Below are 23,786 nucleotides of genomic sequence, written 5' to 3' on the forward strand. Positions count from 1 at the left end.
GTAATGTTGCTGAGAGTCCTTTATTAATACACTATATTTTTTTCTGTTATAAAATTTATAATCATAAATACTATTCCATAGCCAATTAAAAAAATTAAATTTAATGTGATATCACCAATATTTCCATTATATAATATCAAATTAGTTATAGCGTTATGTATCCAGTATGTGGGCATTAGGTGTGCTACCGGGATTATTTTTTGTGGCATCAGCTCCATACTCCACAAACAACCTGAAAGCAAACCCATAAACAAAATAAACACCGGCATAATGCTTTGAAAAGAAATATGGCTTTTGAAAATACGAGTTAAAAGCACAAAAAAATTAGACATACAAAACATATAAATTAAACAACTTAGAATAACTAAACCAAAAATTTGAGCATCCTGCATATCCATTACTTTATATAAAAAACTAAATTGCAGTAAAACCACAAAACTTCCACTTAGCATAATACTTATTACATCACTTAATAGTAAATAAGAATAGGGAACTCCAGCCACCTTAATTCTTTTATAAACTCCTGAGGATCTAGTTTTCATTATTGTTGCACATCCTGATAATAAAAACAAGGTAGACAAAATTATAACCATTCCGAGTGAAAACTGCTTGGACACAATATCTCCTTTAGTAATAGCTGTATTTTCCACTTTAGTATTTGGGGAAATAGAGTTTATTTTTAGCGGTAAGTTAAAATTAGGATCATCAATATGATTTAAATTATACATTATAATATCATCATAAACTTTTATATCATCATTTTTACTCATTGACTCTTCACCTGTGCTAGCAGATTTAACAGCGCAAACATAATACAATAGCTGACTGGCAATTACATCTGTAATTCCGGGAGCAAAAACATTATGTGGCAAATAATGAACAGTTACAAGTTTATCAAATTTTTGTTTTTCTATATTTTCCTCTAGTCCAGAATTTAATATGTATACTCCCTGAACAAAATTATCATTAAGATTTTTATTAATATCTGTTTTTTTAATTACTGTACATTTCAGCGAGCTGCTATTGCTAAGCTCCGCTACTATTCTCTTAGAAGTTACAGAATTATCTTCATCAATTACAGCTATAGGCACTTTATTAAAAAAAGATGGCCTAGTAAAAATACTATCAACAAACATTAATGCAATAAGAGGTGCAAGGATACTAAGTAGAATAAGTATTTTCTTTCTCATTATTAGTTTCATTTTTGTAGATATTAGTATTCTTATATAATCCATTTTAATTTCCTCGTACCTCTTTTCAACATAAACATGGAGGTCATTAACATAAATATAGTTAGCAAGAGCATACCCCCTATAATATATTTAATATCATTAAGAGAATACGAATTTATTATGTACAATTCCCCTTTTATTATCCAATAGTTAGGGGTTATTTTAGAAATGTTTCTTATTGTTTCAGGCATAAGTTGTAATGGTATAAAGCTTCCACCTATAATTGCAGATATAAATACATATATATTAGCCATTAAAATATAACTCTCCTCATTGTTAAAAAAAGTAGCAAGCATTATGTAAAAACTTATTATAAGACCTACACTAATAATTATAAACACAAATAAATTGTGACATATATCCAGGTTATATAATAAAGATATAGGCGCTATAAAAAGCATTAAAAGCACACTGCAGTATATGGAATATGCTATCCACTTACTTAAGATAATCTCAAAGGTAGTAACAGGAGTGATGAGAAGCCGTTTAATCACCATTGAATTTCTCTCCTTTATAAGTAAATTCCCTAAAGCTATTCCCATATACATTAACAAAAGTACAGCTATTGCAATAATATAATATTCTACAGATGTGGTAGAGGGAATATCGTTATGAGGCTCATAGGCAAAAAATCTAGATCTACCTAAAGCGGTAAAAATCAAATTTCTTGATAAATAATCATTTACCTTAGCTTTATGTTCTTGAGGCTCTTCATATTTATCCATATAATACTGAACAGAACTAACTCCTATTCCTACAGCCCCAATAATTCGTGAATATCCTTCCATAACGTTTTTTAGTATGGAACTTTTAAGAGGCTCATCTGAATTCAGGGTTATCTCCAAAGGTAGATTTTCCATAGCCAGCAAACTTCCAGAAAAGTTTTTAGGTATCTCTATTACTCCAGTTAATAAATTGTTATTAAATTTAGCCATAGCCCCGGTGCTTGTACATACCTCTACATTTATAAAATCTGAAAAGTTTTTGCTATTCCTAAAGTTATCTAATAGCAGTTTACTTGCAATACTATTATCTTTATCTACTATTGCAACCTTTATTGGAGGTATATCAGATTCTCTTTTCATCATGTCTTTAAATGAGAAAGAAAGTATAAAAAACACTATAAATGGAAGACATAAAGAGGCGAGTAACCACTCCTTATGTCTTATAATAATCATTAATTCTTTTAATATTAAAGTTTTTAGTCTTATAATCATAAATTTTCACCCGCCAGCTTAACAAACTTCCTAATAATAATTCGAATTTATCCATTGTTTACTAATATTATTAGTATTCTTCATAAATTTTGATTATCCTCTTTTATACATTGCAGGCAATCTGCTGAGGCAGTAGGAAATATATCTAGATTAATACATGAAATTAAATAGCAAGCAATAACTTCTGGTTATTGCCTGCTATCATTTTCTTTAAACTTCTAAATTTTTGATGATTTCAACATTATTTGTGCTGTATTTTACAATGCCTACAGTCAGCATAATAGATGCTATAATGAAGATATAAAGTCCTATTCCTGATCTGCTAGAAAGAAGCTAACTATTAGTTATTCTATTTTGTTTACTTACAACTAAAGCTACTGAAAAAATAGCCATGGCAAAGCCTAGTTCTATTAACATATAAGTAAATATTGGTGAAAGATTATTAAAACTGAAATTTGACAGCGCACCTATCATATTGTTGGCTTTTACATACCAGTAGGTAGGAGTAAAGCTAGCTATAGCTATGGCTTTATCACTTAAAAATTGCTGTGGTACAAATACTCCACTTATGAAGGAAAATCCTAGTGATAGGACATTGGCTATGGCAGATTGAGCGTTTTTGTTTTTTATTAAAATTCCTACAAGGTAGCTTATACTTAAGGCTGCTATAGTAAACACTAGAGCATTGACACATAACAATAAGCCATTATAAGACATCATATGGTCTCTATTGAGGATGAATCCAAAACCGGCCAAAACTCCATAAGAGGCAAGAGCAAAAACTAGATTTCCCATAATCAATTGTAAATTAAAGGAGCTATTTTTCATTGGGGAGCATAAGTTTCTTCTCTTTAAGTTTTTATTATTAAATACCATTGAAATTGAACTTACGCCAAGGATTAGTATTGAAAATAGTGAATAGGCAAGGTAATTAAAGGAGGCTACAGCAAAGCCATTATTTTGTACTTTAGCTCCGAAGGATTTTAATTGCACCGTTGTCTCAGTGGATGCCCCTTTAGAAACTTCTTTTACCAAATTTTCCTCTGTTATTCCTGGGATATTATTAGCATATACTCTTGCCATATTAAAGTATTTATTGATTGCCATATCGACATACATCCGAGTTGTAGAGTTTGGCACTACAGTCTTTTGCACCTCTAAGGGTTTTCCCTTTAAAAAATTAGAAGTAAAATCCACAGGTATGGTTACTATATACTCCACGTCCCTAAAAAATAGTGCATCTTGTAATTTTTCTGGTTTATTCTCTACGTCAATAAAGTTTGCATTTTTTGATAAATACTCCTTAAATCCTGTAAGTAGTGCAGTGTTTCCGTCCAAATTTATGAAGGCTACATTGGTCTTAGTTTGAGAGAAGCTTTTTTCAGTTTTTGTGGTTGCCATCGTAGAATAAAGCAAGGAGATTGATAAGAAAACTACTAAATATATACTCATTTGTCCCATATTTGCTTTGATAATTTTAAAATAAACTTTAAATACTTGCATATTTTTGCCTCCTTATAATTAAGTAGGTTATTAAACAAAATACTATGGATAAAAAGGTTAGAATAGAAATATTTATAAAGAATCTTTGGTGGTTATTATAATAATATAAGGTGTAAAAACCATCGGTAATAAGTGCTGCTGGATTAATATATGATAATATTGGCATGCTCTTTTCTACAAGGTATTTTATATTCGCATACATCATCCCTGATAAAACAGTTCCTATCATAGTAGTGCTTATTAATATTCCTACTTTTAGACCTTCACTTTTTTTAATAAGTGCACTTATCATAGTCCCAAAGGAAATTCCTGCGGCACAACCTACAAAACAGAGAAGCAGAATATAAAATAGTTGATTACCAAAATCAATCTTTAAGGCAAAATGTAAATATGAAAGCAGAATGAGAATTTCTGTAAATTGAATCAAAAATGCTGCGCACAGGCTATAAATAAACATCTTCATTTTATGAACTGGAGCCATATTAATTCTAGCTGCTCTTTTTGACAAATCTCCTTGTATATCAGTAACTTCCTTTAGTCCTGAAAAGCCTCCATATAAACATGCCATGGCAATAAGTGCATAAAAATAATTAAGAGTTGTGTTTGGTTGTCCTACCGACGCTGAAATTTCTTTAGTGTATTCTTTAAAAGTTGTGGCATCCTTCACTAAATTATCATGATTTGCCATTGGACTAGACGCTATAATGGTGGCTATGGTACTTGCACTCCCTTTGTAATCATCTAAGAATGTCTTAATCACAGTTTGATTGAGTCCCTCTGACTTAACTACTAGATTTACCTCTGGATTTAGATATATATATCCTTCTATTTTACTATTTTTAAGAAGCTCCTCTGCATTTTTTTCAGAAGTTTCGGTCACATTAAAAAGTTTACCTGTGCCATCCTTAGATACCTGAGCTATTGCCCCTTTAAACCCCACATTTTCCTGGTAGTACTTACTACTTACCACCGCAATATCAATAGTTTTAAATACCTCACTGGCAGAAATATTAGCAAAAGCTACTTTAAATAAGGTGGCTAAAACTATTGGAAACATTAAAGACCAAAAAACCAGTTGCTTATCTCTTAATAAACATTTTATTCTTGTAGTAAATATATGATTAAACATGATTATTCCCCCTTAATCTCTAAGCTCTTTGCCAGTTATCTCTAAGAAAACATCATTTAAAGTGGGTAATTCAGAGTATATTTTTCCAAACTCAATATTATGGTCACTTAAAAATTCTATAATTCTAACTATATTATTTTTACCTTTTTTAGACCTAATAACTAGAGTATTTTCTCTATACTCGGCTTTATCCACCGTGGATAATTCTCTAATCTTATCTAAATCACTGGTGGATAAATTAAATATCTCTACGGTGATTTTTTCTCCAATTTTAATCATAGCCTTTAATTCCTCTTTTGTTCCAAGAGCTACGGTTTTACCCTTGTCTAGTATTGCTATTCGGTCACAAAGCTGCTCAACTTCTTCCATATAATGAGTGGTGTATATAATTGTTGTCCCTTGCTCATTCAGCTTTTTAATCCCGGTTAGAATATTATTTCTACTTTGAGGGTCTACTGCCACAGTAGGTTCATCAAGGATTAGAAGCCTTGGCTTATGAGCTATACCACAAGCTATATTGAGCCTACGCAGAAGCCCTCCGCTTAACTTTTTAGGATAAAATTTTTTATAATCATTTAGTGCAACAAAATCTATAGCTTCCTCTACAAGTGCTTTTTTCTTACTCTTATCCTTTATATAGAGTCCACAAAAATAATCTATATTTTCATATACTGTCAGTTCCTCAAAGACAGCCACATCTTGCATAACAACGCCAATATCCTTTTTAATATCATAAGCATCGGGTCCCATAGGTCTGCCAAAAATACTTATTTCACCCATATCATACTTTAATAGTGAAAGTATACAGTTTATTGCGGTAGATTTACCCGAGCCGTTAGGTCCTAGGAGCCCAAAGATTTCTCCTTCTTTAACTTCTAAATTTAAATGATCTAATGCTAAAAGCTCCTTGTATCTTTTTACTAAATTATTAACTTTTACTATCATAAAATTCTCCCAACCTTTCACTCAATATTAATTCAAATGGATTTTGTCTATAGATATATAGTACGTTCTTATGGTATGATTTGTAAGTGTATATAATCATTATTTATGGTGACAAATGTCATATAGTAATATAATACATGGCCAAATATAAAATAATATTAAAGGGGGTTTCAATGGAAATCTAGGATTACTTACTCTATTTCCATTGGTAAAACAAATGCTTGAAATTGTAGATAAACTAGTTGTTTTTCTCTGTTGCACAGGTATATATCTATTGGAATCAGCCCATGGTTTATGGATTTTTACAATAATTTTAGCATTAACAATAAGTAGTCTAAATAGCTATTTTGAAAGCAAAGAGTTACATATGCTATTTTTTGTTGTTTATATCATACTTTGTGTGTTTTTTAGTGAATTATTATTATTTCTTCCATTGCTTTTATATGATGTTATAGGGAATAAACACCTATTCATTTATCTCATTGCCCTTATACCAATAATAAGCAATCAAGGATATTTAGCTAATAGGATTATTTTTATAACCCTTGCATTTATGGCGTTAACTATACTTTTAAAGCTTCGTACAAGTTCTGATTCTAAGCTTAAAGCGGATTATATAAATTTTAGAGACAAGACTTCAGAACTTTCCATACTGCTTGAAGATCAAAATGCTACACTGATATCCAACCAGGATTACGAGATAAACCTTGCCACATTAAGTGAAAGAAATAGGATAGCAAGAGAAATTCACGATAATGTGGGGCATATTTTATCGAGGTGCCTTTTGCAAATAGGAGCTTTAATAGTTATTAATAAGAATTCTATTGTAAAAGAAAGCCTTGACGCAATTAAGGATACCCTGTCACAAGCTATGGATAGTGTCAGGACAAGTGTACATAATCTTCATGATGATTCTATAGATTTGCATGACCAGATTTATGCCCTTACAAAAGAATTTTCCTTTTGCCCTATAAAGCTTTATTATGATATTAACAAAAATCCTGAAAAAATGATAAAATATTCATTTATATCCATAGTTAAGGAAGCCATATCTAATATTATTAAGCACTCTAGTGCCACAGATGTGTCTATCACACTTAACGAGCACCCTGGATTTTATCAGCTTATTATTGAGGATAATGGAGTTGTAGAGGACTATAACATTGAAAATGGTATTGGTATTAGAAATATACTAGATAGAGTCGCCGCTTTTAATGGCAATGTTAATATAAACATTGAAAATGGGTTTAAGATATTTATATCTATACCAAAGGAGATTATAAAATGAAGGTTTTAATTGTCGATGATGATAAATTAGTCTGTGTCTCACTAAAGGTTATATTAGAATCAGATGCAGACATAGAAGTGGTTGCATTGGGGTATAACGGAAAAATGGCAATAGAGCTATATGAAACCCTAAAGCCAGATATATTATTAATAGATATTCGAATGGACACAATGACAGGCCTTAAGGGAGCAGAAATAATCCTAAAGGACCACAAAGATGCTAAAATACTATTTCTCACCACTTTTTTAGATGACGAATACATTATAAAAGCTTTAAATATAGGCTCAAAGGGTTATCTTTTAAAACAAAACTTTGAAAGCATCATCCCTTGCCTAAAAGCAGTGCAAGCCGGGCAAACAGTCTTCGGTGATGAAATAATAACTAAAATACCATCACTAATCACAGAAAGAAGTAAATTGAAATTCTCAGACTTTGATATAAATGAAAAGGAGTTTGAAATAATAGTCAAGGTAGCTGACGGCTTAAATAATAAAGAGATATCTGAGAAACTATATTTAAGTGAAGGTACTATAAGAAATTATATTAGTGCCATATTAGAAAAGCTCAGTCTACGTGACAGAACTCAACTGGCAATTTTTTATTATAAAAATAAAAATCCCAAAAGTACAGGTTAACATACCTGTGTTTTTGGGATTTTTGTTTAGGTAATAAAGTTGATTTCTAATCAATTTTATAAGCCTTAAGGGTTCTTGAAATATACGTTAAAGTTTTTTCAACTGCAATTTCTACTGTATAGTCATTTTTTCCACTTAATAATCTAGACAACATGCCTTCATAGCTGCTCCTGAAACCGCATTTTTCGTTATTATGGCTAAATATAAGCTAGGATCATTATTATCATTAATTGCGGTATTTTTGCTAGGAACTTTCTTTATTACATCAGCTAACTCTGCTACCTTTGTTTTAGGTATGCTTACATCTGGTGGAGATTTAAACCCATCAAATAAAAAGAAAATAATATGGGGAGTGGTCCAAGCATTGCTGGCAACTAGTTTGTTACTAGCTGGAGGATTGAAGGCGCTTCAAACTATTTCAGTAGCTGCAGCTTTCCCATTTATATTTGTAATGATATTTGCATGTATATCTTTGTGGAAAGCTTTAAAAAGCGAAGATATCACGTCTTATTCTAATGAATAATAAAAGAGGGCACTTTTTATATAATTTATAAAACAATTATGGAAACTTTTATATAATATTCAACAGTTATCAAAAAACAAAGAGTGGATTTCAACCCTAAATATGGGATGAAATTCACTCTTAATCAATGTAACATTATAGTTAGCTACTACCCATTCACTTTAATTTTAAAATATTCAGGATATATTGATAATGCGTGATAATCCTTATGAGTAACGCCGTCTTTAATTACTTCTTCGATTTTGGGTGGATTTAATGAGTACATGCATTTACGAAGAAACTAACAGTTTCGAGATTGTTCATGCCTTTAGAAAAACAGGCATAATCATGCATAAATATGCATTTACAAATAAAGTTTTAAATGCTAGAATTAATCCATAATTGTTATGAATTACGAAGTAATAAATTGTAGAAACTACTAAATTAAAAGTAAAAACTTGAAAAATATCACATAAAGTGAGAAATCTTAACTTATAAATAACCGCAACAGAAATGTATAATTATAGGACTTTGTTCTTTTATCATTAAAGGAGAAGTGATTATTGTATGAGTATTAAAATTAAAATAATTATTAGTTACTTAATATTAATTCTACTTACAGTAAGTTTTTTAGGGGTTTTAATTGGTAAGATAACAAAGGATGCAGTATTTAACGAAGTTAAGGAAAAAAGTAAATCTGTAACGGAATTACTTAAAACTACAATAAGCGTAAGAAATGATTCCCTTATAGAAAAGTCTTATAGCGATTTGAATTCCGCTGAGAAGTTATTATATAGTTTGGGTAATATAAATGTAGATAATACTCAAAGTATAAAAGTAGGGGATTTTTATTTACCAGTTTTATATGCTGGAACACACAAGATATCATTAGATACTAAGATTGTTAATGATATACAAAAATCTACAGGTAGTACTGCTTCTATATTTTTATTAAATAATAATAAGTTAATAAGAGTATCTACAAACCGTATTGAAGACAACCAAAGAATTGAAGGAACATACTACTCTGCAGGCTCTGATGTTTACAATAAAATAATTAATAATCAAGAGTATTTGGGTACACACTCATATGAAGGGGAAAGTTATTTATCAAGAATTAAGCCATTACTTAATAAAGATAAAAAGGTTATAGGAGCAATAGGGGTAGGGAATACACTGCTTAATAATTATTTAGAAAAAACATTAAATAACGTTAAAATCGGAAAAACAGGTTATGTATACATAATGGATTCTAATGGAAAAGCAATTATCCATCCTACTGATAAGGGAAAAAATCTAAGCGAATATGACTTTAGTAAAAAAATAATATCAAATAAAGATGGACTAATTGAATACACATATAAAAACGTACATAAATTAGCTTATTATATGTATTTCAAACCTTGGGATTGGTATATTGTCACTACAGCTAACTATGATGACTTAACATCGTCAAGTAAATCAATTTTGTATACCACATTATTAAGTGGGTTATTAATGATTTTCTTAGGTGGGATTATAGCTGTATTTATGGCCAACAATTTAGTTAAACCCATTAATAAATTAAAGTCATATATGGAGATAGCGGGTAAAGGTGATTTAACAGTACGTTCAGACATAAACAATAAAGATGAAATAGGGGTATTATCCGATAGTTTTAATAATATGATAGGTGAAAATAAGCGGTTGATGGAAGAATTAGTACAATACGATAAATTAAAAACCGAATTTATTGCCAATATGTCTCATGAATTAAAGACTCCGTTAAATATAATTTTTTCTACAGCACAGTTATTTTCAGTATACATAAGCAAAGATGTAGATTCAAATAACATTGAGAAGTTAAACGAATATACAAATTATATAAAACAAAATTGTTATAGATTGTTAAGACTCGTAAATAATATAATTGATATTAGTAAAATTGATTCTAAATTTGTGGAGTTAAATTTAAAGAATCAAAATATAGTACAAGTTGCTGAGGAAATAACCCTATCGACTATTCTGTACGTACAAGGTATGTCAAGAACAATTATTTTTGATACAGATATAGAAGAAAAAATCATGGCCTTTGACGAAGAACAGCTGGAGAGAATTTTACTTAATTTAATTTCTAATGCGACTAAATTTACGAGGCCTGGAGATACAATTGAAGTTGGAGTGTACGATAAAGATAATCACGTTATAATTTCTGTAAAGGATAACGGCATAGGAATTCCAGAAAACAAGTTATCACAAATTTTTAAAAGGTTTAAGCAGGTGGACCCTTTATTAAGTAGAACACATGAAGGTAGTGGTATAGGCCTTGCTATAGTTAAATCTTTAGTTGAAATGCATGGAGGTTTAATTAATGTAAAAAGTAAATATCAAGAAGGCACAGAATTTACAATAAGCTTGCCTGTTAAGCTGGTTGACCATAATGATAATCAGGACTCAAAAATAGATTTAATTTATCAAACAAATAGTGAAAAAATATTGATTGAATTTTCCGATATTAGTAAGTAAAAACTGCATTTAGCAAAACAAATTGCTTACAATTTGTGCAAGAAGTTTTGCTTTATTAATAATACAAAGCCAATACGAAACTTACTATTATCTCAGACAATGGTCTTTATAAAATAAAAAAGTAGAATTAGTATCTTCAAATCAATAATAATATTAATTCGCATCTATCATTTTAGACGTCACAAACAATAAAAGTTTGTGGCGTTTTTAGTTGTGATACATTGGGAAAATATGGTTAGGTAAAGTTTGGACTATTACAATCTTTACTATTATGTTATATAATGGTAACAGTGATTCGGAATCGTATAAAAAGGCGAAGCAATCCAATTCCCTATACCTAGTGTAATCTCTTTTAGCGGCATTTTTTAATAATGAGGTGAAATCTATATTTAACGACATTAAATGTATTTTATGAGAATTAAAGAGAAGTTAAAGTATTGAGAAAAAAATATGTACTCTACCCGACCTCTGACCCCTGTAATAAAAGTAGTAGTTACTAAATTAACTAATAAACAAGCTACCATATTACCAACTCCTCCCATGATACAAGCAGCGATAAATAACAGTACATATGATGAAATTAATATACTCAATTTGTCAAAAGCTATTATTTTATCACAGAGATCGAGTGCACCAGCATTCGATTTTAAGGTATAGTTATGCATGTATAGCCATAATCTTTCTTTTTTTGTTAGTAAAGGATTTCTCTTTATTCTTAAAGGGATTATTAAAATAAAAGTTTATCAGAAATACTTTACAATATACTTAAAGTTCGTCTTTAATTGTAATTAAAGAACTAATAAGTATCAATGGAGGAAAATGTATGGCTACGCAAGGGGGATTTACTATAATACTTAATGAAAATAATAATAGAATTTTACTTGTTAAAAGAAAAGATATTCCAATATGGGATTTGCCAGGTGGTAAGGTAGGTATTGAAGAAACTCCAACTGCATGTGCAGTAAGAGAAGCAATTGAAGAAACAGGCTATATAACAAATGCTTATAAAAAAATAGGTGAGTACAACAGAATTCAGTTTAATGATATTCAACATATATTTTTAGGAAAGGTTATTGGTGGACAAGAAATCGAAAATGGAGATGAAACAAGTAAAGTAAAATGGTTTAAATTAAATAAATTGCCTTTTTTTATGGTTCCTCATAGAAAAGAACAAATTAAAGATTATACAAGTGGTAATTATAACTTAATAAAGACATTAAAAGATTCTAATCTTATTATAAAAGTTATGAGGATTTTAAAAAAACATTAATTTTCGAAAGAAGTTAAATACGTATCTTTCTAAGGTTGCGTCACAACTGTAAAAAACTAAGAACTTGAAATTATTTATATTTAACTAAGGAGATGATTATATGTCTGAATTAATAGTTATGATGCTTATATTATTACCTGTAGGATTATATTTTATTTTTATAGGATGGCGTATTTGGAAAAAAGAACAGATAACGCTAATACATGATTATCATTATACAGGGGTTGCTGAAAAAGATAAAAAATCTTATACAGAAAAAGTGGGTAAAGCATGTATTATAATGGGAATAGGAATGATACTGATGATGGGTATTATTAAATTCACATCAAATACTGCATATGGTGTGATATGCTTTGGGATATTCATTGTATGGGGCTTAATTATGATATTTATGGCACAAAAAAAATATAATGGTGGACTGTAATGAGCATTCGCAATATTCATTTCATGCGTCATAACTGTAGATTATTTCAATGTGAATTTAAGAAAGAGGCAGTTAGAATTTTTTTCAACTATTTGGGGAGGTAAAAATTATGTTAGATAGTACAGGATTTGATTTATGGGCTAATGGTTATGATAAGAGTGTAAATCTTAGTGAGAAAAATAATGAGTATCCATTTGCAGGTTATAAAGATGTGTTAAATTATGTTTATAACCAAGTAAGAAAAGAAGACGGTGCAAATGTTTTAGATATTGGGTTTGGAACTGGAATTTTAGCAACTCAACTATATAATAATGGATATAGTGTAACAGGCATTGATTTCTCAAGTAATATGATAGATATTGCAAAGCAGAAAATGCCACAAGCAACATTGATAAATCGGGATTTTTCCAAGGGCTTATCAGATGAAATTAAAAATCATCATTTTGACTTCATAATTAGCACATATGCAATTCATCACTTGACAGACAAAGAAAAAATCAATTTTATAAAGTCATTTTTCCCTTTGCTAAATAAAACAGGAAAGATATTTTTGGGTGACGTTTCTTTTGAAACAAGAAATCAACTAGAAAAATGTAAGGCTAAATACAATGAGTATTGGGATAATGATGAATTCTATTTTACAGCAGAAGAAATTAAAAATAATTTAAATGATGAATATTTCTGTGAGTATATACAAATATCTCATTGTGCTGGAGTATTAATTATTGCTAATAAATAATTTTATCTAATAATATAATCTTCAAGTAAAATAATACGGATTTTTTTTATTAATAATGTAAAAATAAGCGCGAAGGGTTTATTATCTCTACCAGCTAATTTTTATTCAATAAAAAAGAACTGATTATATTACCAGTTCTTTTAAGGAGTTATATTAAATTTATATCTAATTAAAGGGGGACTCTAATTAAAAAAAATCAATTACTTTCTATTCATTTATAATAACAATTTAATGTGTCAGTATAGTGACGAAATTAAAAATTAATTGTAAATTTAAAAGAGGACCTCCTTAAATTACATACATGATCATAGCTTCTTCAACTATTTAATTAATCCTTCTGCTACGTTAATTATAAAGTCTTGAGTATTTGTAACTAATGTCTTTACTTCTAATGTTCCTCTATCAGATAGTTTGTTTACAGAGAACTCTTGTATATCTATAGAATATATATATACTGGTCTAACAACCCCATCTTTTACAGTGTACGATGGTGTCATATTTCCTGCAGCTATGGTATGAAGTACTGTTGACAAACATATAAGCATAGTTGCCTTTCTAGTATGTTTTCTCATAGCATTTTGAGATTCATACACATTATCATAAACGTTTGGCAATGTATATCTATCTCTTATACTACCAGCAAGTACTACAGGAACATCATTTTCCGCGCAAGCTTTTAATATGCCATCTTTAACTACTCCTGAATTTATAAGCGCTTCCAGGGATCCTGCGCGTCTAGCCTCATTTATAGTTGCAATATAGTTGTAATGAGCACTTTCATGAGACTCAAAAGTTTCTTGACCTGAAACTGTTTTGAACATTGCTTTTTCTAAATCATAAGTAGCAAGATTATTTCCAGATAAAACAGCTTGAGCATACCCATTTTCGACTAGCGAGGTAAAGGCAGCTCTTGATTTATCATCTAATGCAATTGAGGGTCCTAAAACCCAAACTATTTTTCCATCATGTTCCTTTTCATATTGCATAATTTTATATAATTCATCGTAATCTTTAGAGAAGGCTGTTTCTCTTGATCTTCCACTTCTAAATGCAAAGGTATCACTATCTACATCGTCAGTAGCAAACCCTCTAGTATACATATATATACCTTCACTTCCATCTTCAGTTCTTCCTACGACAACTTTATCTCCAACTTTTAAATTTCTAAATTCAACAACATTTATGTCATCATTTGGAGTAACAATAGCAACGCTATCCATACGGCTCTCATTAGCTATTACCCATTTCCCTTTAATCTTAAAATATTCAGGATATATTGATAATGCGTGATACTCCTTATGAGTAACGCCGTCTTTAATTACTTCTTCGATTTTACAGTCTGGAGCATTAGCAAGGAAATCTTGCGAGAAATCCGGTGGTGTAAACTTTGGTAATTCAAAACTCATTTAAAATCTCCTCCTACTAATATAATAATGTATGTAGTGCGTTTAGAAGTAAATAGGTTAAATCATCTTCTTCAAAGTAGTTATATCAAATCAAGTTTTTTTGAAGATTAACAACAAAATCTTGAACATTAGTAACTATTGTTTTAACACCTACGTATTCTCTAGCAACGGCTACTTGATTAACTGCATATTCAGCAATATCTACAGAATAAAAATATACCGGTCTTACTTTCCCATCTACTACTCTATAGGATGAAGCTAAGTTTGCAGTTGCTACTGAGTGAAGAACTGTAGCAAGACAAATTACTACTGTTGCTTTATCTGTTTGTTCTTTCATTGCATCCAGTCCACGAGATACATTATGATAAACCGATGGAAGTGGTCCGTCATCCCTTATAGATCCAACAAGAACTATAGGTATATTCTTCTCTATGCAGGTTTTCATGAATCCATCTTTTATATTTCCTTCTTCAAGCAATGCTTCTATAGAGCCCGCACGTCTAGCCTCATTTATTAAATCTAAATGGTTATAATGACCCATTAAAACAGATTCTTGAGTATATATATTTTGGCCCAGTGCAGTTCCAAGGAGTCCTCCCTCTAGATCATGGGTTGCCATAGCATTCCCAGCCATAAGAGCGTTTACATACCCATTTTCAGCAAGTGCAGATAGTGCGGCTCTTGTATCATAATCAAAAACAACGGCTGGTCCTAGAACCCAAACTATATGTCCATTATTTTCTTTTTCGTATTCGAGTAATTCATATAACTCACTGTAATCCCTTGAAAATGAAGATTCAACAGATCTTCCAAGTCCTACATTTGGTAAGTTATCAAATCCACTGGTATACTGGAATACACCTTCACTTCCATCTTTAGATTTACCTAAAACTACTTTATCGTAAGCTTTAAGGTTTCTAAATTCCACAATTTCTACAGTGTTGTCATCGCGAACAACGGCAGCACATTCTACAGATGTTTGGGTTGGAAGAACCCACTGTCCTTTAATTTTAAAATATTCAGGCAATATAGAAGTTATTAGGAAACCTTTAGGAGCAACCCCATCTTTTTTAACCTCGCTTATTCTAGCATCTGGTGCGTAAGCTAGAAAATCTTGTGTGAAATCTACTGATGCGAATTTTGGTAATTGAAAACTCATTTAAAAGTTCCTCCTTTAACGTAAGGTATTTAAAATAATGTCTAGATTATTTTATAAAATACAATTCATTATAACTAATAATTATATAAAGATAAAGTACAACTAAAATTTTTGGTTGTAATTATGTATTATTTTATATGTTTTATTAGCAAAACAAACTGCTTATAATTCCTTCATTACCACTGGAAGTATTCGTAAAGTATATTAGGTGGAAGTATATAAAGATAATTCACTTTGGCGCTTTTGATGTTAAAAATATATTGGTGGGTAGTGTAAGACTTATAATACCTGAGAAAGGCATGACAATCCCAATAGAAAAAATTTTTGACATTACCCCTAATTATAATCAAAAAAGATTGGAAGTTTCTAGATTAGTAATACCTAAAGATAGAAGAGGTTTAAACATTGTGATAGGACTCGTTCGCACAATTTATGCCTGGGCAATTAAAAATGGGATAACACACTTAATTACAAAACTAAATACGTAACACAACTATTCTCATAGCTGGTTGTGGAATTGGAGGTTCATTTGCTGAGGTTGCAGTTAGAATAGGGTTCGAAAATTTTATTTTAGCAGATGGTGATATAATTAATGATCATAATTTAAATCGCCAATGTTTCACTGCTGGTGATATTGGGAAACTTAAGATGAAAGCCTTGTCAGAAAGGCTTAAAGAGATTAATCCCTCGGTAAAAATCGAAGAATTTACTGAATATATATCTGGAAAAAATGTTACTAAAATTGTTAATAACGCAGATATTGTCTTTGATACAATCGATTTTCTAGATTTGACAGCAATTATAAGCTTACATGACGAATGTAAGAAACATCGATATGACAATATATGTAATGAAACAATACTTACAAGAGAAATATTGTAAATAATACTTGTATTTACCAATAATGTTTTGTACAATGTAAATGTAAGATTTTAGGAATAAGATATTTTTATAGTTTAATAATTAACAAACTATGTTGTTATTTTTTAAACTTAGAATAAAATGTTTTTATTCTAAAAAAATATAATGGGGGGGAAATGATGAAAAAAACATTAGTAACAGTTGCCTGTGCATTAACAGTAATAAGCACACTTTCATTTGCAGCAGGCAATATAAGACTAGCAGGGTTTGGTGGAGTGGATGTTGTTTCAGCAGCTACTACAACAACGCCAACAACACCAACAACACCAACAACGCCAGTAAAACCATCTACACCTGCACAAACCACTACATTTAGTGCATCTTTGACTTCATTAAACATAACCCATATAATTACATTTGGCTCATATTGGGATGATGTTAAACGTCTACAGAATTCTCTTAACACTGTTGGGTACAAGCTTAATGTTGACGGTATCTTTGGAAAAACTACTCAAACTGCCGTAATGAATTATCAAGGGAAAAATAGTCTTTGGGCTGATGGAATAGTAGGTCCAATTACTGCTGCAAGCTTAAATGCAAAAGTAGCTGCACTAAAACCAACTGTGCCAACAACTGCAGTAACTCCAAAAGCTATAAAGGTTTATCAAGGATTAGGACATAATGTAGCATTTAGAAATGGTCCTGGCGCTGACAGTGAAAAAGTACCGGTTTATAGTTTTACCGTTGGTATGGCAGATGTTAACTTTGATGCGGATGGAAGAATTCTAAGTGCATATTTAGATGCATATGAAGTTTCCACTCCAAATTATGATGGTGCATCAATGCCGCATTTTTCAGGATGGCCTAATACACCAGGATATAATGTAACAGACCATGATACAGATAAAGTAACGGGTGTATCTAAAAACACACTAGAATCAGCAACTGCTGAAGTCAACGGATGGCAAACGAAACGTCAACGTGGAGATGCTTATGGTATGAATGCAGCTAATGAGTGGTATAAGCAAATGGATTTCTACCAAACATTCTTTGTTGGTAAAACTATCCCTGAATTAGAAGCATGGTTTGCAAAGAATACAACTGCAGCTGGTCGTCCAATAAAAGCTACTACAACCAAGCAAGACGAACTTGATAAATTAGCTAAACTTACTGTCAAAGAAAAGGCTGACCTTGCAGATGTGGTTTCCGGTGCTACTATGTCACTTAAAGATCCTCATGGAGATTTCTTAGGTGCGATTCAAGATGCCTATAAGAATCGTGTTGAAGTAGTTATACCAGTTAAATAAGTCTTTATAAAGTTATCCTTTTAGATATAGATTAAGTATATTAATCAACCCCCATCTCCAGCTTCCTTGTATACACAGGGAAAGAGGGAGACGGGGGTTGATTTCTTTACAACTAACCTTGGATGAAAAAATGGCGTCTTCTTATCTTAGTATAAGAAGACGCCATTCTTTTGCACCCCTAACGTAAAGCCGTTAAGCATAGCGGAGAACATTTTATTACCTGCTATAAATTAGCTTCTTGCAAATATTTCTTGGAAATCCACTGCTTCAAGCTTCTCTCGTACTAAAAGCTCTTCCGCAACAGCATTAAGTTTACTCCTGTTTTCAGTTAGAAGTGTCAATGCTTTTTTATATGCTTCATCTATAAGTTTTTTTATTTCTAAATCTATTTTGTTTAGAGTTTCTTCACTAAAGCTTTTACTTTTACCCATGTCTCTTCCAAGAAATACCTCATCACTACCTGAACCAAAAGCAATCGGTCCAAGGGTATCACTCATGCCATAATCCATTACCATTTTTCTTGCGATTGTTGTTGCTCTTTCAATATCATTGCTTGCACCAGTACTTATATCTCCAATAACTAGTTTTTCGGCAACTCTACCACCTAATAGTCCCACAATTTCCTCTTCAAGTCTTGACTTAGACATGTATGATCTGTCCTCATCTGGAAGACGCATAGTATATCCGCCAGCCATTCCTCTTGGAACTATACTTATCTGGTGAACAGGATCCGACATTGGAAGTAAATTCATTACAATTGCATGGCCTGCTTCATGATACGCTGTGAGCCTTCTATCGGCCTCAATTATAACTCTGCTTTTCTTTTCAGGTCCAGCAATTATTCTTGTAACTGCTTCTTCAAGTTCATTCATTCCAATAAGTTTTTTATCTTTTCGTACAGCTAAAAGTGCTGATTCATTCATTAAGTTTTCAATATCTGCACCTGTAAATCCAGGTGTCCTTTTCGCAAGCACACTAAGTTTAACTTCTGGTGCAAGATGCTTATTTTTTGAATGTACTGCCAAAATTTCTTCTCTACCCTTTGCATCAGGAACACCAACAAGTATTTGTCTATCAAATCTACCTGGTCTTAGTAGTGCTGGGTCAAGTACATCTGCTCTATTTGTAGCTGCAATCATTATTATTCCTTCATTTTCTCCAAAACCATCCATCTCAACTAACAGTTGGTTTAATGTTTGTTCTCGTTCATCATTTCCTCCACCAACTCCTGCACCTCTTTGTCTCCCTACAGCGTCAATTTCATCTATAAAAATTATACAAGGCGAGTTCTTTTTCGCCTGCTCAAATAAATCTCGCACTCGGGAGGCTCCCACACCGACAAACATTTCTACAAAATCTGAACCTGATATGCTGAAAAATGGGACTCCGGCCTCTCCTGAAATAGCTCTTGCAAGAAGTGTCTTACCAGTTCCAGGCGGTCCTATTAGTAAAACTCCCTTTGGTATACGCGCACCCATTTCTATATATATTTTAGGTTGTTTTAGGAAATCGACTATCTCTGCAAGCTCAGCTTTTTCTTCATCTGCTCCAGCAACATCATTAAAACTAACTTTTTTCTTATCAGGATCTACAAGTTTCGCTTTACTTTTACCAAAATTCATTACACCACCGCTTCCACCGGCGCCCTTCGATTGTTTCATGAATATAAACACAAAACCTACAAGCATTAATATGAATAGTAAATTGGGCAAAATTTGCAACCACATTGACATACTGGATGGTGCTACGTATGTTTCCTGAATAGTTGGATTCTTTGGATGAGCGTTAATAAACTGAAATAATCTAGCGGATGGAACGATGGTTTTATATGTAGTTCCATCTACTAAAGTTCCAGAAACTGACATCTGATCTTCTTGAACCACGAAGCTTTTTATAGTATTATTTGTCCAATCATTCTGAAATTGATTAAAATTAATAATTGTTGAATTCTGATTTGGTTTAGCAAGCATAAATACTGCAATAATAACAAAAATTATAGCCCAAACAGCAATACTTGATTTCTTTTTCATCAGAGAACACCTCTCTTTCTCAATATATATTTAACTTTTTTAAGTTCTTTACGTTCTTAGTATTTCACTTATTATAAATGAGAGTATATCATAGCTAATAATAAAACACAACAGTTTCAAAACTATTTTGTTCAGTTATGTTGAAAAGATGTTTACACTGTGTTATATTTATGGAAAACAGAGAATGGAGGCAAGGGGATGGATATAATAAATAAATCCGATTTCATTAAAAATTTTGAAGGAAAAGTCCCAGGTAAGATAGGAAGACCTGTAGATAAACTGCGGGATTTTGCCATTCTAAAAGCTGCTTTGGAGCTCGTTGCGGAGCAGGGGTATGATTCGGTTACCATGGATTCTATTGCACTAAGGGCTCATGCAGGAAAAGCTACCTTATATCGTAGATGGAAATCTAAACCGTATCTTATAGCAGAAGCCATAAAATCCATGATGCCTTGTGAGCAGAAGGTTGATACGCAGCGCTGTGGAGATAATTTAAGAGATTATTTGTGTGAATCACTTAGCATATATTTTGGGATAAGAGACCAGGTTAGGCAAAAGGTAATGCTGTCCATCGCAACAGCAATAAGCAGAGATAAATTATTATCTGAAGTGATTCACTTGGATTGTATAACCAATCAAACCTGTATATTTAGTGATGCCATAGAATGTAGCATCAATAAGAAATTAGACAAGGCGCAATTGAAACTTCTGGCAGATGTGGGCCCAGCGTTATTATTTTATCAGCTCATAATTACTGGCAAACCCATTAAAATGGCCTATGTAGAACATATAGTTGATCATTTGATAATGCCACTTATCGAACTGAATAAAAAATGAAAAACTCCCTTTCAAGCAATTAAATTTGCAACCCGCAAGAAATAGTATTAATAATATAAAAAACACAAGGAACCCCTTGTGTTTTTCTAAATATCCACTGTACTAATGAAATGGGGCTTTTATTTGTTCAAAATAAAAGAACCTATTCTCTATTTTAATATTATATCTAAATCATATGGAGTGTACTTCCTATATAGTTTAATTTCCCTAAAGAACTTCCACTGATTCCGTTAAGCTATCAAAAGAACTATCACAATTTTCCACTGTTGAAATTAGCGGTGTAGTTATTTTTGAAAGTTCTATGTTTGTTCCAAAATCAGAGTATTTTTTCTTTGCAGAGAAATAAAATACTAGCCCTAGTGCGACCCATATACCTACGATTGTCCATTCAGCAAAAATCATTCCAGGTAAATATAGCAGAAGCATTAATACTGTTAAAACTATTGCTGTGTATCCTACAAATATGTGGTTTTTTATCTTGTAAGGTCTGTTCATATCAGGATGTTTCTTTCTTAAAGCCACGAAGGACATAGCCACCATTGCATAAGCCATAACAATTCCGAAGCTACCTGCATCAACCAGCCAAACCATCATACTCTTTCCAAAGAAAGGTGCGATAGTTGAAATACTGCCAATTAAAAGAATTGCATTTGATGGAGTATTATATTTCGGATGTAATTTTCCAAGAGATCCTGGAAGCATTTTATTTTGAGCTAATGCATACATTGCTCGACTTCCTCCAATAAGGAATGCATTCCAACTGGAAATGATACCTGCCATACCTGCAACAATTAAAATCTTAGCAGCTAAATCACTACCACCAAACCCTATTTTCATTGCATCTGCTGTTACGAGTACAGATGACCTTATTTGCTGATCAGTCATTAAATAACCTACTGCGAAAATAATTAATACATACCATGCTACTGCCATAAATATAGACACCATGATGGTTTTACCAATCTTATCAAAAGGCAGATCGATTTCAGCTGCTGTTTGAGGAATTACATCAAAACCTATAAACATAAAGGGTGTTGCAATAGTAACAGTTAAGATGCCATTCCAACCATGTCTTAAAAGAGGTATTGAATTAGAAAGATGGCCAGTAATTGGAGCACTTGCAACTAATGCAATTCCAGCTAAAGCAATAATTACTACTAAAATTTTTTGTAAAAAAGCTGAGTCTTTCGTTCCGCGATAATTTATCATTGTAATAATAATGGAAATTATAACGCCTATTCCTACCCAACTACCATATACATCAAATCCTGCAATCGTATACATATGACCTTGTAAAAAATTAGGCATTATATACTCAATTACATTAGGAAAAGCACAGGCTTCGAAAGCAACAACACCTACATATCCTAGTATCAGAGCCCAAGTACATATAAAAGATCCATTTGACCCAAGTGCTTTATAACTAAATACAGTAGCCCCACCAGCATGGGGTAGCGCAGATGTAAGCTCTGCATAAGCTAAACCTACAAAGATTATCATAATGCCGCTGATTCCAAATGCAATCATTGCTCCCAAAGTACCTGCCTTTTGAATCCATACGCCAGTTAAGATTACCCATCCCCATCCAATCATTGCGCCAAATGCAAGGGCCAAAACATCCTTATTACTCAATACTCTTTTTAAATTGTTATTCTCCATTAAATACCCCACCCCATTTTTATTTTAGGATAAATTGCGTTTTTATATAAATACTAATACTCTGAATATATGAAGCCTCCGTAATTATTTTACTAATATTTGACATTATATTCAAATTATTCTTATCGTCATTTTGTCTCTATATGCCCAGTATTTAGACGTTATTCTGTATTTAATGATTGCGAAGATATTACTAAAGCATTATTTTGTAAAAAAATGCTTTAATTAGTGCTGTATATATATAATTTTCTTTAAATTGCCATCTTCATTAAATTCTAAAAAGATTTGTGATTATGGACTTAAATACTAGAATAAATCTATGTAGCTAGCGTAGCACCCTATTGAATTGACAATTAATACATATGCTAGGGTGTTTTTGTGTTAATAGTATTGACAACAAATAATAGATTTGATATCTTTTAATAAACGATATTAATAAATAAATAATATTAATAAAAAGAAAGTAGTGATTTTATGAATATCAATTTAGAATATAATATTTCTCTTCCTTCTAATTTGGAAGAAGGGAAAAAATATCCTGTTATTTACGCCATGCATGGTATGGGAAGCAATGAAAAAGATATTATTAGTACAATTGAAGAGCTTAAAGATGATTTTATTATCATAGGGATTAGGGGTCCTCTAACCATGAAATCTGGTTTTGCTTATTTTACGATTAAAAGCTTTGGTAATCCTGATATTGTTTCTTTTGATGAAGTTATAGAGAAACTCGAGGTCATCATTGATAATTTCCTAAACAGGTACCCAATTGATTCCTCCAGACAGTTTTTATTTGGATTTAGTCAGGGTGCAATTTTATCTATGACTCTAGCACTGAAAATGGGCAATAAAATTAAAGGTATAGTTGCATTAAGTGGCTATATTCCGAAACATGTTAAGGAAACTTATCCAATTAAAAATGTTCATGAGCTTTCTATTTTTATTGCTCACGGTGAGTTTGATCCAGTTTTTCCATTGAATATAGGAAAAGAAAACTATGAATTCTTCAAAGCAAGAAATGAGTTATTGAGTTTTAATTCATACCCAGTAGGTCATGAGATTTCATTAGAAGAAAAAAATGATTTTATTGCATGGCTACAACTTGAAAAGGTAAAGTAGGTCCATGCAAATATTGTGG

22 protein-coding genes are annotated in these 23,786 nt (G+C 31.5%); 13 read left to right on the forward strand and 9 right to left on the reverse strand.

Annotation, left to right across the window (positions count from 1 at the left end; genetic code table 11):
• Nucleotides 1–23: 23 nt before the first annotated feature.
• The 5 genes from G9F72_RS03810 to G9F72_RS03830 form a co-directional block, all read right to left on the reverse strand.
• Entirely contained in the window at nucleotides 24–1,235 is a 1,212-nt protein-coding gene (locus G9F72_RS03810; protein WP_164958554.1) for an ABC transporter permease, read from the reverse strand.
• Nucleotides 1,223–2,449 (reverse strand): ABC transporter permease, encoded by a 1,227-nt coding sequence (locus G9F72_RS03815; RefSeq protein ID WP_164958553.1) that lies wholly within the window; start codon nucleotides 2,447–2,449, stop codon nucleotides 1,223–1,225. Before G9F72_RS03815 ends, G9F72_RS03810 begins: the two co-directional genes overlap by 13 nt.
• Nucleotides 2,450–2,782: 333 nt before the next feature.
• A complete protein-coding gene (locus G9F72_RS03820; protein WP_164958552.1) occupies nucleotides 2,783–3,952 on the reverse strand; it encodes an ABC transporter permease in 1,170 nt (389 codons plus the stop codon).
• Entirely contained in the window at nucleotides 3,939–5,081 is a 1,143-nt protein-coding gene (locus G9F72_RS03825) for an ABC transporter permease (protein WP_164958551.1), read from the reverse strand. Before G9F72_RS03825 ends, G9F72_RS03820 begins: the two co-directional genes overlap by 14 nt.
• Before the next feature lie 12 nt (nucleotides 5,082–5,093).
• On the reverse strand, nucleotides 5,094–6,026 hold the full coding sequence (locus G9F72_RS03830; RefSeq protein ID WP_164958550.1) for an ATP-binding cassette domain-containing protein: 933 nt from the start codon (nucleotides 6,024–6,026) through the stop codon (nucleotides 5,094–5,096).
• Nucleotides 6,027–6,231: 205 nt separating this feature from the next.
• On the opposite strand from G9F72_RS03830, the gene G9F72_RS03835 reads away from it, so the two are divergent.
• From G9F72_RS03835 to G9F72_RS03865, 8 genes are all read left to right on the forward strand, one after another.
• Nucleotides 6,232–7,314, forward strand: coding sequence for a sensor histidine kinase (locus G9F72_RS03835; protein WP_224675945.1), 1,083 nt, complete (start codon nucleotides 6,232–6,234; stop codon nucleotides 7,312–7,314).
• The gene (locus G9F72_RS03840; RefSeq protein ID WP_164958548.1) at nucleotides 7,311–7,949 is read left to right on the forward strand and encodes a response regulator transcription factor; all 639 of its coding nucleotides are present in this window, start codon (nucleotides 7,311–7,313) and stop codon (nucleotides 7,947–7,949) included. Before G9F72_RS03835 ends, G9F72_RS03840 begins: the two co-directional genes overlap by 4 nt.
• Nucleotides 7,950–8,109: 160 nt before the next feature.
• Nucleotides 8,110–8,472 carry a BCCT family transporter gene (locus G9F72_RS03845; protein ID WP_411955947.1) on the forward strand — a complete coding sequence of 121 codons (363 nt, stop codon included), beginning with the start codon at nucleotides 8,110–8,112 and terminating at the stop codon, nucleotides 8,470–8,472.
• Between the two features lie 255 nt (nucleotides 8,473–8,727).
• On the forward strand, nucleotides 8,728–8,853 hold the full coding sequence (locus tag G9F72_RS26885) for a hypothetical protein (protein ID WP_263486723.1): 126 nt from the start codon (nucleotides 8,728–8,730) through the stop codon (nucleotides 8,851–8,853).
• Between the two features lie 165 nt (nucleotides 8,854–9,018).
• Nucleotides 9,019–10,956 (forward strand): Cache 3/Cache 2 fusion domain-containing protein, encoded by a 1,938-nt coding sequence (locus G9F72_RS03850; RefSeq protein ID WP_164958546.1) that lies wholly within the window; start codon nucleotides 9,019–9,021, stop codon nucleotides 10,954–10,956.
• Nucleotides 10,957–11,779: 823 nt separating this feature from the next.
• Entirely contained in the window at nucleotides 11,780–12,226 is a 447-nt protein-coding gene (locus G9F72_RS03855; RefSeq protein ID WP_164958545.1) for an NUDIX hydrolase, read from the forward strand.
• Between the two features lie 100 nt (nucleotides 12,227–12,326).
• Nucleotides 12,327–12,650 carry a DUF3784 domain-containing protein gene (locus tag G9F72_RS03860; protein WP_164958544.1) on the forward strand — a complete coding sequence of 108 codons (324 nt, stop codon included), beginning with the start codon at nucleotides 12,327–12,329 and terminating at the stop codon, nucleotides 12,648–12,650.
• 109 nt (nucleotides 12,651–12,759) lie between these two features.
• Nucleotides 12,760–13,389, forward strand: coding sequence for a class I SAM-dependent methyltransferase (locus tag G9F72_RS03865; protein ID WP_187356086.1), 630 nt, complete (start codon nucleotides 12,760–12,762; stop codon nucleotides 13,387–13,389).
• Between the two features lie 320 nt (nucleotides 13,390–13,709).
• On the opposite strand, the gene G9F72_RS03870 is transcribed toward G9F72_RS03865, so the two are convergent.
• Together G9F72_RS03870 and G9F72_RS03875 are read right to left on the reverse strand one after the other, a co-directional pair.
• Nucleotides 13,710–14,795, reverse strand: a complete 1,086-nt coding sequence (locus G9F72_RS03870) for a hypothetical protein (RefSeq protein WP_164958543.1) — start codon at nucleotides 14,793–14,795, stop codon at nucleotides 13,710–13,712.
• Between the two features lie 85 nt (nucleotides 14,796–14,880).
• Nucleotides 14,881–15,954, reverse strand: coding sequence for a hypothetical protein (locus G9F72_RS03875; protein ID WP_164958542.1), 1,074 nt, complete (start codon nucleotides 15,952–15,954; stop codon nucleotides 14,881–14,883).
• 299 nt (nucleotides 15,955–16,253) lie between these two features.
• On the opposite strand from G9F72_RS03875, the gene G9F72_RS03880 reads away from it, so the two are divergent.
• The 3 genes from G9F72_RS03880 to G9F72_RS03890 all read left to right on the forward strand — a co-directional run bounded on the left by G9F72_RS03880 (nucleotide 16,254) and on the right by G9F72_RS03890 (nucleotide 18,122).
• Nucleotides 16,254–16,442: a hypothetical protein gene (locus tag G9F72_RS03880; RefSeq protein WP_224675946.1), complete on the forward strand. Its 189-nt coding sequence runs from the start codon at nucleotides 16,254–16,256 to the stop codon at nucleotides 16,440–16,442.
• 28 nt (nucleotides 16,443–16,470) lie between these two features.
• Nucleotides 16,471–16,836, forward strand: coding sequence for a ThiF family adenylyltransferase (locus tag G9F72_RS03885; protein WP_318010970.1), 366 nt, complete (start codon nucleotides 16,471–16,473; stop codon nucleotides 16,834–16,836).
• Between the two features lie 158 nt (nucleotides 16,837–16,994).
• Nucleotides 16,995–18,122: a peptidoglycan-binding domain-containing protein gene (locus G9F72_RS03890; RefSeq protein ID WP_164958541.1), complete on the forward strand. Its 1,128-nt coding sequence runs from the start codon at nucleotides 16,995–16,997 to the stop codon at nucleotides 18,120–18,122.
• A 230-nt stretch (nucleotides 18,123–18,352) separates the two neighbouring features.
• Here the strand turns inward: G9F72_RS03890 and ftsH are convergent, their stop codons facing one another.
• A complete protein-coding gene (gene ftsH / locus G9F72_RS03895; RefSeq protein WP_164958540.1) occupies nucleotides 18,353–20,152 on the reverse strand; it encodes an ATP-dependent zinc metalloprotease FtsH in 1,800 nt (599 codons plus the stop codon).
• Between the two features lie 198 nt (nucleotides 20,153–20,350).
• On the opposite strand from ftsH, the gene G9F72_RS03900 reads away from it, so the two are divergent.
• Nucleotides 20,351–20,989, forward strand: a complete 639-nt coding sequence (locus G9F72_RS03900; RefSeq protein WP_164958539.1) for a TetR/AcrR family transcriptional regulator — start codon at nucleotides 20,351–20,353, stop codon at nucleotides 20,987–20,989.
• 207 nt (nucleotides 20,990–21,196) lie between these two features.
• Here G9F72_RS03900 and G9F72_RS03905 read toward each other — a convergent pair whose 3' ends face one another.
• On the reverse strand, nucleotides 21,197–22,648 hold the full coding sequence (locus G9F72_RS03905; protein ID WP_164958538.1) for an APC family permease: 1,452 nt from the start codon (nucleotides 22,646–22,648) through the stop codon (nucleotides 21,197–21,199).
• Between the two features lie 474 nt (nucleotides 22,649–23,122).
• On the opposite strand from G9F72_RS03905, the gene G9F72_RS03910 reads away from it, so the two are divergent.
• Nucleotides 23,123–23,767 carry an alpha/beta hydrolase gene (locus tag G9F72_RS03910; protein WP_164958537.1) on the forward strand — a complete coding sequence of 215 codons (645 nt, stop codon included), beginning with the start codon at nucleotides 23,123–23,125 and terminating at the stop codon, nucleotides 23,765–23,767.
• Nucleotides 23,768–23,786 lie beyond the last annotated feature (19 nt).

The organism is Clostridium estertheticum (assembly GCF_011065935.2).
In the GTDB taxonomy this organism is placed as follows: domain Bacteria; phylum Bacillota; class Clostridia; order Clostridiales; family Clostridiaceae; genus Clostridium_AD; species Clostridium_AD estertheticum_A.

Bases quoted from the DNA above. Each gene is read 5' to 3' on its own strand.
- G9F72_RS03910 (WP_164958537.1), top strand. From the start codon at position 23,123: ATGAATATCAATTTAGAATATAATATTTCTCTTCCTTCTAATTTGGAA.
- G9F72_RS03870 (WP_164958543.1), bottom strand. From the start codon at position 14,795: ATGAGTTTTGAATTACCAAAGTTTACACCACCGGATTTCTCGCAAGAT.
- G9F72_RS03830 (WP_164958550.1), bottom strand. From the start codon at position 6,026: ATGATAGTAAAAGTTAATAATTTAGTAAAAAGATACAAGGAGCTTTTA.
- G9F72_RS03905 (WP_164958538.1), bottom strand. From the start codon at position 22,648: ATGGAGAATAACAATTTAAAAAGAGTATTGAGTAATAAGGATGTTTTG.
- G9F72_RS03850 (WP_164958546.1), top strand. From the start codon at position 9,019: ATGAGTATTAAAATTAAAATAATTATTAGTTACTTAATATTAATTCTA.
- G9F72_RS03855 (WP_164958545.1), top strand. From the start codon at position 11,780: ATGGCTACGCAAGGGGGATTTACTATAATACTTAATGAAAATAATAAT.
- G9F72_RS03825 (WP_164958551.1), bottom strand. From the start codon at position 5,081: ATGTTTAATCATATATTTACTACAAGAATAAAATGTTTATTAAGAGAT.
- G9F72_RS03840 (WP_164958548.1), top strand. From the start codon at position 7,311: ATGAAGGTTTTAATTGTCGATGATGATAAATTAGTCTGTGTCTCACTA.
- G9F72_RS26885 (WP_263486723.1), top strand. From the start codon at position 8,728: ATGAGTACATGCATTTACGAAGAAACTAACAGTTTCGAGATTGTTCAT.
- G9F72_RS03900 (WP_164958539.1), top strand. From the start codon at position 20,351: ATGGATATAATAAATAAATCCGATTTCATTAAAAATTTTGAAGGAAAA.
- G9F72_RS03875 (WP_164958542.1), bottom strand. From the start codon at position 15,954: ATGAGTTTTCAATTACCAAAATTCGCATCAGTAGATTTCACACAAGAT.
- G9F72_RS03860 (WP_164958544.1), top strand. From the start codon at position 12,327: ATGTCTGAATTAATAGTTATGATGCTTATATTATTACCTGTAGGATTA.
- G9F72_RS03890 (WP_164958541.1), top strand. From the start codon at position 16,995: ATGAAAAAAACATTAGTAACAGTTGCCTGTGCATTAACAGTAATAAGC.
- G9F72_RS03810 (WP_164958554.1), bottom strand. From the start codon at position 1,235: ATGGATTATATAAGAATACTAATATCTACAAAAATGAAACTAATAATG.
- G9F72_RS03815 (WP_164958553.1), bottom strand. From the start codon at position 2,449: ATGATTATAAGACTAAAAACTTTAATATTAAAAGAATTAATGATTATT.
- G9F72_RS03880 (WP_224675946.1), top strand. From the start codon at position 16,254: ATGACAATCCCAATAGAAAAAATTTTTGACATTACCCCTAATTATAAT.
- ftsH (WP_164958540.1), bottom strand. From the start codon at position 20,152: ATGAAAAAGAAATCAAGTATTGCTGTTTGGGCTATAATTTTTGTTATT.
- G9F72_RS03820 (WP_164958552.1), bottom strand. From the start codon at position 3,952: ATGCAAGTATTTAAAGTTTATTTTAAAATTATCAAAGCAAATATGGGA.
- G9F72_RS03865 (WP_187356086.1), top strand. From the start codon at position 12,760: ATGTTAGATAGTACAGGATTTGATTTATGGGCTAATGGTTATGATAAG.